Raw genomic sequence first — 6,528 nt, 5'->3', positions numbered from 1 at the left:
GCTACGACCTGAGCGAGGACGCCTCCACCGAGACCGCCATGGTCTTCGGCGAGCTGTACCGCAACGGCGCCGAGTGGAAGTTCCGCGCCGTCGGCCAGGGCTACGCCTCCGGACTCAGCGGCATCGTCGCCGACTTCGGGGTCAGCCTCTGACCCGGTCCGGTCCGCCGTCCCGCCACCCTCTGCCGCCGCCTGTCGCCTCCTGCCGAAAGTGGAGCCATGACCGTCAATCTGTCCAAGGGCCAGCAGATCAGCCTGACCAAGACCGGCGGCGGGGAACTCACCGTCGTACGCATGGGGCTGGGCTGGAAGTCCGCACCCCGCAGGGGGTTCCTCGCCCGGCTGACCGCCCGTGAGATCGACCTCGACGCCTCTGCCGTGCTCTTCGCCGGCAAGGCCCCGCAGGACGTCGTCTTCTTCCAGCACCTGACCAGCGACGACGGATCGGTCCGGCACACCGGAGACAACCGGGTGGGCGGCGCGGGCCAGGGTGGCGACGACGAGTCGATCGTCGTCGACCTGCAGCGTGTCCCGGCCCACGTCGACCAGATCGTCTTCACGGTGAACTCCTTCACCGGCCAGACCTTCGAGGAGGTCGACAACGCCTTCTGCCGCCTGGTCGACGAGACAACGGGGCAGGAGCTGGCGCGCTACACGCTGACCGGCGGCGGGCGCCACACCGCGCAGATCATGGCCAAGGTCCAGCGTTCCGGCGCGGGATGGCAGATGACGGCCATCGGCACCCCGGCCGACGGGCGCACCTTCCAGGACCTGATGCCGGCCGTCACCGCACACCTCTAGGGCGCGACCGCAAGGCCCGTCCGGCCCGTACTCACCACTCCGACCGACCCTGGAGCATTTCGAATGGCACTGTGGGACCGCATCAAGGAATCGGCCTCGACGATGCAGACGCAGCTCAACGCCAAGAAGAACGACCTCAAGAGCGGGGCGTTCCGCGACGCGAGCATGGCCATGTGCGCGCTCGTGGCCGCGGCCGACGGCTCCATCGACCCGTCCGAACGGCAGCGGGTGGCCTCCCTGATCACGGGGAACGAAGTGCTGCGGAACTTCCCCGCCGAAGATCTTCAGCGCCGGTTCAACGACTACTGCCAGCAGCTGACCTCCGACTTCGACTTCGGGAAGGTCAGCCTTCTCCAGACCATCGGCAAGGTCAGCAAGAAGCCCACCGAGGCACGGGCGGTCATCCAGATCGGCATCGTCATCGGCGGCGCCGACGGCGACTTCGACACCACCGAACGCGCCGTGGTCCGCGAGGCATGCTTCGCGGCCGGCATCTCGCCGGGCGAGTTCGACGTCTAGGGCAGCATGCCCGGCGGATCAGAGCCGGACGCCCTCAGGTCACCGGGCCAGGGGCGTGCCGTCCGTACACGGCACGCCCCTTTCGGCCGTGCACTCCACCGGCCCGTCACATCCACCGCTCACACGGCATCCGCGCCGGGGTCCGGGCTTCGGCGGCCCGAGCGCTCCCGCCAGCCGCGGCAGAGCAGGGCTACAGCCCGCTCCCCCAGGATGATCCCCGATGCGGCACCTCGGCGCCCGGCCGCGACGCCGACGCCGAGACGGACAGGGACGGAGACGAGGGCACCGACGGAGATCGGCTCGGGGGCCGGGACGGGGCCGGTGACGCCTTGAAGGCCCACGCCATCTCCGGCTCCATCGCGAACCGGAAGACCCGCCGCACCGGTGGCGTGCACAGCACGGTGATCACCGCGGCGGCGATCAGGGTCAGCCCGAGCCGCCCGAGCGGTGTCTGCAGCCACTGGGCGTCGTACCAGCCCCAGAAGCGGGAGCCCTTGGCGAGGAAGCCGTGCAGGAGGTAGCCGTACAGAGTGCCCGCGCCGAGGGCGGTGAACCACATCCGGCGGCCCGGCACCCAGGCAAGGAAGCAGCCGACCAGGACCACCGAGCAGCCGAACATGGCGAGCGTCATGACGGGACCTGTCCAGGCGGGGTCCGCCAGCTCCTGGGCACTGTCGCGGCGGTAGAACCAGGCGGCGGTCATCCGGGGAGCCGCCCAGTAGGCGAAGACCAGCGCCGCCGCGAAGACGGGCACCGCCAGGACGCGGGCCTCCCGGCGGCGTACGAGCCGGAAGTGCTCGGGCCGCAGGACCAGGCCGAGCACGAAGAACGGCAGGAACTGCAGGACGCGCTGCAGGTCGAGGTCGTCGCCGATGTCCGGCGACACCGACGCCAGGATCGCGATCACCAGGGAAACCGGCAGCGGCCACCGGACGAACCGCCACAGCGGGGTGGTCAGCCGCCAGATGAACAGCGCGACCAGGAACCAGGTCAGGTACCACGGATCCAGCAGACTGACCGGATAGCCCGGGTCCCCGCCGACGGTCCATTTGAAGACGGTGTACGCGACCTCGAAGATCACATAGGGCACCGCCACACCCGTGACCAGCCGCCTGATCCGGTTCGGGCCCGCGTCGAAACTCCGCGAGAAGTAGCCGGAAATCACAATGAACGCGGGCATGTGGAACGTGTAGACGGTGATGTACAGGGCGGCGGCCACCCTGCTGTCCGCCCGCAGCGGCTCCCACGCGTGCCCCATGGCGACCAGCACGATCGCCAGGTACTTGGCGTTGTCGAAGAACGCATCCCGCGCTCTGCCTCCACCTGTCCCGGAGGCCGTCGCCGGCGCCCGGGCCGCGGTTCGCGGGGCCTGCGGCTCCCGTCCCGTCGTCGGAGTACCCGAGTGGCCTTCCACCGCCAGGGACCCGGGCGGCTGCCGCACATCACTCAAGGATTTCTCCCCTCTCAACGATGGAACCTGCGCCCACCATTGCTCGTCTTAGAGGGATTACGGGAGTGATGTGGCTGCGGAACATTCCCCGCACCGTAGTCATCGATACCCCTCCGCGTAAACCCGGGCCCCGCCGTCCCGCCCGACCCACAGAGGTGATACATGGCGTATGCACCTTTCATCCGGGCACCCCTCCCCCATCGCCCCGGTGCAGCCCGGACGGCCGGATTCCAGGACTCCTTGACACCTCGGAGCGGCAGGAGGAGCATCCTCACATCGTTGACAACGTTGTCGGAGCGACGCCGTTCCGGAGTGGTCACGGCGCGCCCGCTCCCTCCGCGTTGACGGTCCGTCACACACGAAGGGCAGGAACGGTGTCAGACACGCACAACCATCGGCCGCGCACCGGGCTCAGAGTCATCAGCGCCGTCGCGGTCACCGCCATGGCCGCGCTGGGGACGGCCACCGCGGCCGTCCCCGCCTCGGCGGCCTCCCCGCACGGCACCGTCAAGAATCCCGTGTCGTACGTCGACCCGCTGATCGGCACATCCAACGCGGGCAACACCTACCCGGGCGCCGTGCAGCCGTTCGGCATGCTGGCCTGGAGCCCGCAGAACTCGAAGGGCAAGCAGGTCTCGACGCCCGCGCCCGGCGGGTACCAGTACGACGCCACGAAGATCCGCGGCTTCAGTCTCACCCACCTCAACGGTGTCGGATGCTCGGGGGCGAACGGGGACATCCCGATCATGCCGTACGTGGGTGACGTCGACTCCTCGCCGAGCGCGGACACCACCGACGCGAAGTACGCCGGTTCCTTCTCGCACGACGACGAGACCGCCTCGCCCGGCTACTACAAGGTCGGCCTGGCCAGTGGCGCGTCCGCGGCGCTCACCACGACCGCCCGGACCGGTTCGGGGAAGTTCGGCTTCCCTGCGGACAAGCCCGCGAGCATGCTCTTCCGTACCTCCAACTCGGAGACCGGCAGCACCGGCGCCACCGTGAAGATCAACAAGGCCGACCGGACGGTGACGGGCTCCGTCACCGCGGGCAACTTCTGCGGTCCGCAGAGCGCCAACAACCGCAAGGACCTCTACACGCTGTACTTCACCGCCCACTTCGACAAGGCGTTCGCGAAGGTCGGGACCTGGACGGACGGCACGGTCAAGCCCGGCTCCACATCGGCGTCCGGCGGAACGGGGTACAGCTCGTCCGGCAACGCAGCGGAGGGCAAGGGCTCCGGCGGGTACATCACCTTCGCCGACGGGACCACCGAGGCCGGCGCCAAGGTCGCCGTCTCCTACGTCAGCCCGCAGAACGCCGAAGCCAACCTCCGCACGGAGAACGGGCCCCGCAAGAGCTTCGACGCCGTCAGGACCCAGGCTGCCGACGTCTGGAACAGAACGCTGAAGTCGGTCGAGGTGGGCGGCGGCACCGATGCCCAGCACACCACCTTCTACACGGCGCTCTACCACTCCATGCTGGAGCCCACCCTGACCAACGACGTGGACGGCCGCTACCTCGGCGCCGACCGCAAGCCGCACCACCTCGCCAAGGGGCAGAAAGCCCAGTACGGCACCTTCTCCGGCTGGGACCAGTACCGCGCGCAGGTGCAGCTGATGACGCTGCTCAACCCGAAGGCCGGCAGCGACTACGCACAGTCCCTGTACAACTACGCGGGGCAGCGCGGCGGCGAGTGGGACCGCTGGCTGCTGGAGAACGGCAAGACGAGCGTGATGTCGGGCGATCCCTCGGACGCGGCTCTCGCCGGGATCTACGCCTTCGGTGGCCATGACTTCGACGTGAAGGGCGCTCTGAAGTCGCTCGTCAAGGCGGCCACCGTCCCCACGGCGAACGACTCCGACAGCTCCGGCTGCAACGTCGAGTGCGTGGGCCAGCGGCCCGCGCTCGACAAGTACCTGGAGCTCGGCTACGTACCGGCGGACAACTGCCACTGCTGGGGAGGCGCGGCCGAGACGCTGGAGGACGCGGCCGCCGACTACGGTCTGTCGGAACTGTCCCGGCAGACCGGGCGGACCGCTGACGCGAAGAAGTTCCTGGACCGCTCGGGCAACTGGACGAACGTCTTCGACGCCAACGCCACCCCGCAGGGCGGCTACATCCGCGACCGCAAGTCCGACGGCACCTGGGCGGGTACCTTCACACCGGGTACCGGCAGCGGCTTCGTCGAGGGATCCAGCGCGCGGTACACCTGGATGGTGTACTCGGACGTGGCGGGCCTCGCCGGCGCGATGGGCGGCGACGACGCCGCGGTGAAGCGGCTGGACGCCTTCTTCCGTACCCCGGACGGGAAGTTCGACTTCTCCGCGAAGGACGACACGCGCTACGACGCGACCAACGAGCCCGACATCAACGCCCCTTATCTGTACGACTACCTGGGGGCCCCGTACAAGACGCAGGAGACGGTCCGCGCCGAGATGGACCAGCTGTGGACCGACACCCCGGGCGGCATTCCCGGCAACGACGACGCGGGAACCATGTCGTCCTGGTACGTCTTCTCGGCGCTCGGCATGTATCCGCAGAACCCGAGCCGGGCCGATCTGACGCTGTCCGCACCGCTGTTCCCGCACGCGGTGGTGCACACCGGGCACGGGAAGACGATCACGGTCGACGCGCCCGCCGCGTCGGCGGACAACTCCTACATCCACGGTCTGAAGGTCAACGGCCGCACGTCCACGAAGCCGTGGGTGCCCGCCTCGCTCGTCACCCACGGCGGAAGGCTCGACTACACCCTCGGCTCGACGGCGGACAAGACCTGGGGCACCGCGAAGGCGGACGCTCCGCCCTCCTTCCCCGGCGGCGGTCTGAAGTACTTCACCGGGGCCACCCCCGAGCAGCTGAAGGTCGAACCGGGTTCCGGCAGCGCGGGGACGACCGTCAAGGTGCAGAGCATCGAGACGGAGGCCACCACCGTGCACTGGACGGCGAAGGCCCCGGCCGGTGTCACCGTCACCCCGTCGGAGGGCGACTTCACCATCCCGGCGCGCGGTTCGGTGAGTGCCGAACTCACCGTGTCGGCCGCGGCGGACACCCCCGAGGGCCACTACACGGTCCCCGTGACCCTCAAGTCGTCCACGGGCGAGGAACTCCCGAAAACATCGGCCGCGGTGACCGTCGCCGAGAAGAACAGCATGCTGTGGAACCGCAACAGCACGGCCATCTCCACGGACGACGACAATCCGCAGGCCAACTTCGACGGTGAGGGCTGGAGTTACTCGGCCAAGGCGCTCGCCGCCGCGGGCGCGGCTCCGGGCGGGACGGTCTCGTCCGGCGGCTTCGACTTCGGCTGGCCGAAGGTGGCCGCCGGCGACCCGGACAACATCGAGGTGGCCGGAACCGACCCGCAGGTCCTGAAGGTCGCCCCCGCGTCCGGGGACACGAAGCTCAGCCTGCTCGGCAGCGCGGCCGAGGGCTCCGCCTCCGGCCGGGCGACTCTGACGTACACCGACGGCACCACGCAGGAGGCGGAGATCGGCTTCAGCGACTGGACGCTGGGCGGCGGCTCGGAGAAGCCGTCCTTCGGTAACACGGTCGCCGTCCACACCGAATACCGCGACGTCCAGGGCGGCGGTACGGATCCGGTGGGCACCGAGATCTTCGCCACCGCCCCGATCGCGCTCCAGGCAGGCAAGCAGCTGGCGAGCGTGACGCTGCCGTCCACCACGGAGGGCGGAGTGATCCACGTCTTCGCGGTGGCCACGGCCTGACGCACCCGGCCGGAACGGGCCGTCGCGGCAAGGG

General features: G+C 69.5%; 5 protein-coding genes. 4 read left to right on the top strand and 1 reads right to left on the bottom strand.

Features of this window, described 5'->3' with window-relative positions; all coding sequences use genetic code 11:
• From ACFVW8_RS37940 to ACFVW8_RS37930, 3 genes are all read left to right on the top strand, one after another.
• Window positions 1–152: TerD family protein (locus ACFVW8_RS37940; RefSeq protein WP_389698401.1), on the top strand; the 152-nt coding region annotated here is incomplete at its 5' end.
• Window positions 153–218: 66 nt separating this feature from the next.
• Complete coding sequence (locus tag ACFVW8_RS37935; protein ID WP_389698396.1) at window positions 219–800, top strand: TerD family protein; 582 nt, start codon at window positions 219–221, stop codon at window positions 798–800.
• A gap of 63 nt (window positions 801–863) precedes the next feature.
• Window positions 864–1,319 (top strand): tellurite resistance TerB family protein, encoded by a 456-nt coding sequence (locus tag ACFVW8_RS37930; RefSeq protein WP_389698394.1) that lies wholly within the window; start codon window positions 864–866, stop codon window positions 1,317–1,319.
• Between the two features lie 190 nt (window positions 1,320–1,509).
• Here ACFVW8_RS37930 and ACFVW8_RS37925 read toward each other — a convergent pair whose 3' ends face one another.
• Complete coding sequence (locus tag ACFVW8_RS37925) at window positions 1,510–2,733, bottom strand: acyltransferase family protein (RefSeq protein ID WP_389698399.1); 1,224 nt, start codon at window positions 2,731–2,733, stop codon at window positions 1,510–1,512.
• Between the two features lie 479 nt (window positions 2,734–3,212).
• Here ACFVW8_RS37925 and ACFVW8_RS37920 point away from each other — a divergent pair, with 479 nt between their 5' ends.
• Window positions 3,213–6,494, top strand: a complete 3,282-nt coding sequence (locus tag ACFVW8_RS37920) for a GH92 family glycosyl hydrolase (protein ID WP_389698397.1) — start codon at window positions 3,213–3,215, stop codon at window positions 6,492–6,494.
• The last annotated feature ends 34 nt before the right edge of the window (window positions 6,495–6,528 follow it).

It is taken from the genome of Streptomyces sp. NPDC058221 (assembly GCF_042882365.1).
GTDB lineage: Bacteria > Actinomycetota > Actinomycetes > Streptomycetales > Streptomycetaceae > Streptomyces.
The sequence above is the reverse complement of the archived record's forward strand: the minus strand, read 5'-3'. Positions and strand labels throughout refer to the sequence as shown.

What these genes read in the sequence shown, in the direction of transcription:
- ACFVW8_RS37935 (WP_389698396.1), top strand. Translation starts at nt 219, where the DNA reads ATGACCGTCAATCTGTCCAAGGGCCAGCAGATCAGCCTGACCAAGACC.
- ACFVW8_RS37930 (WP_389698394.1), top strand. Translation starts at nt 864, where the DNA reads ATGGCACTGTGGGACCGCATCAAGGAATCGGCCTCGACGATGCAGACG.
- ACFVW8_RS37920 (WP_389698397.1), top strand. Translation starts at nt 3,213, where the DNA reads ATGGCCGCGCTGGGGACGGCCACCGCGGCCGTCCCCGCCTCGGCGGCC.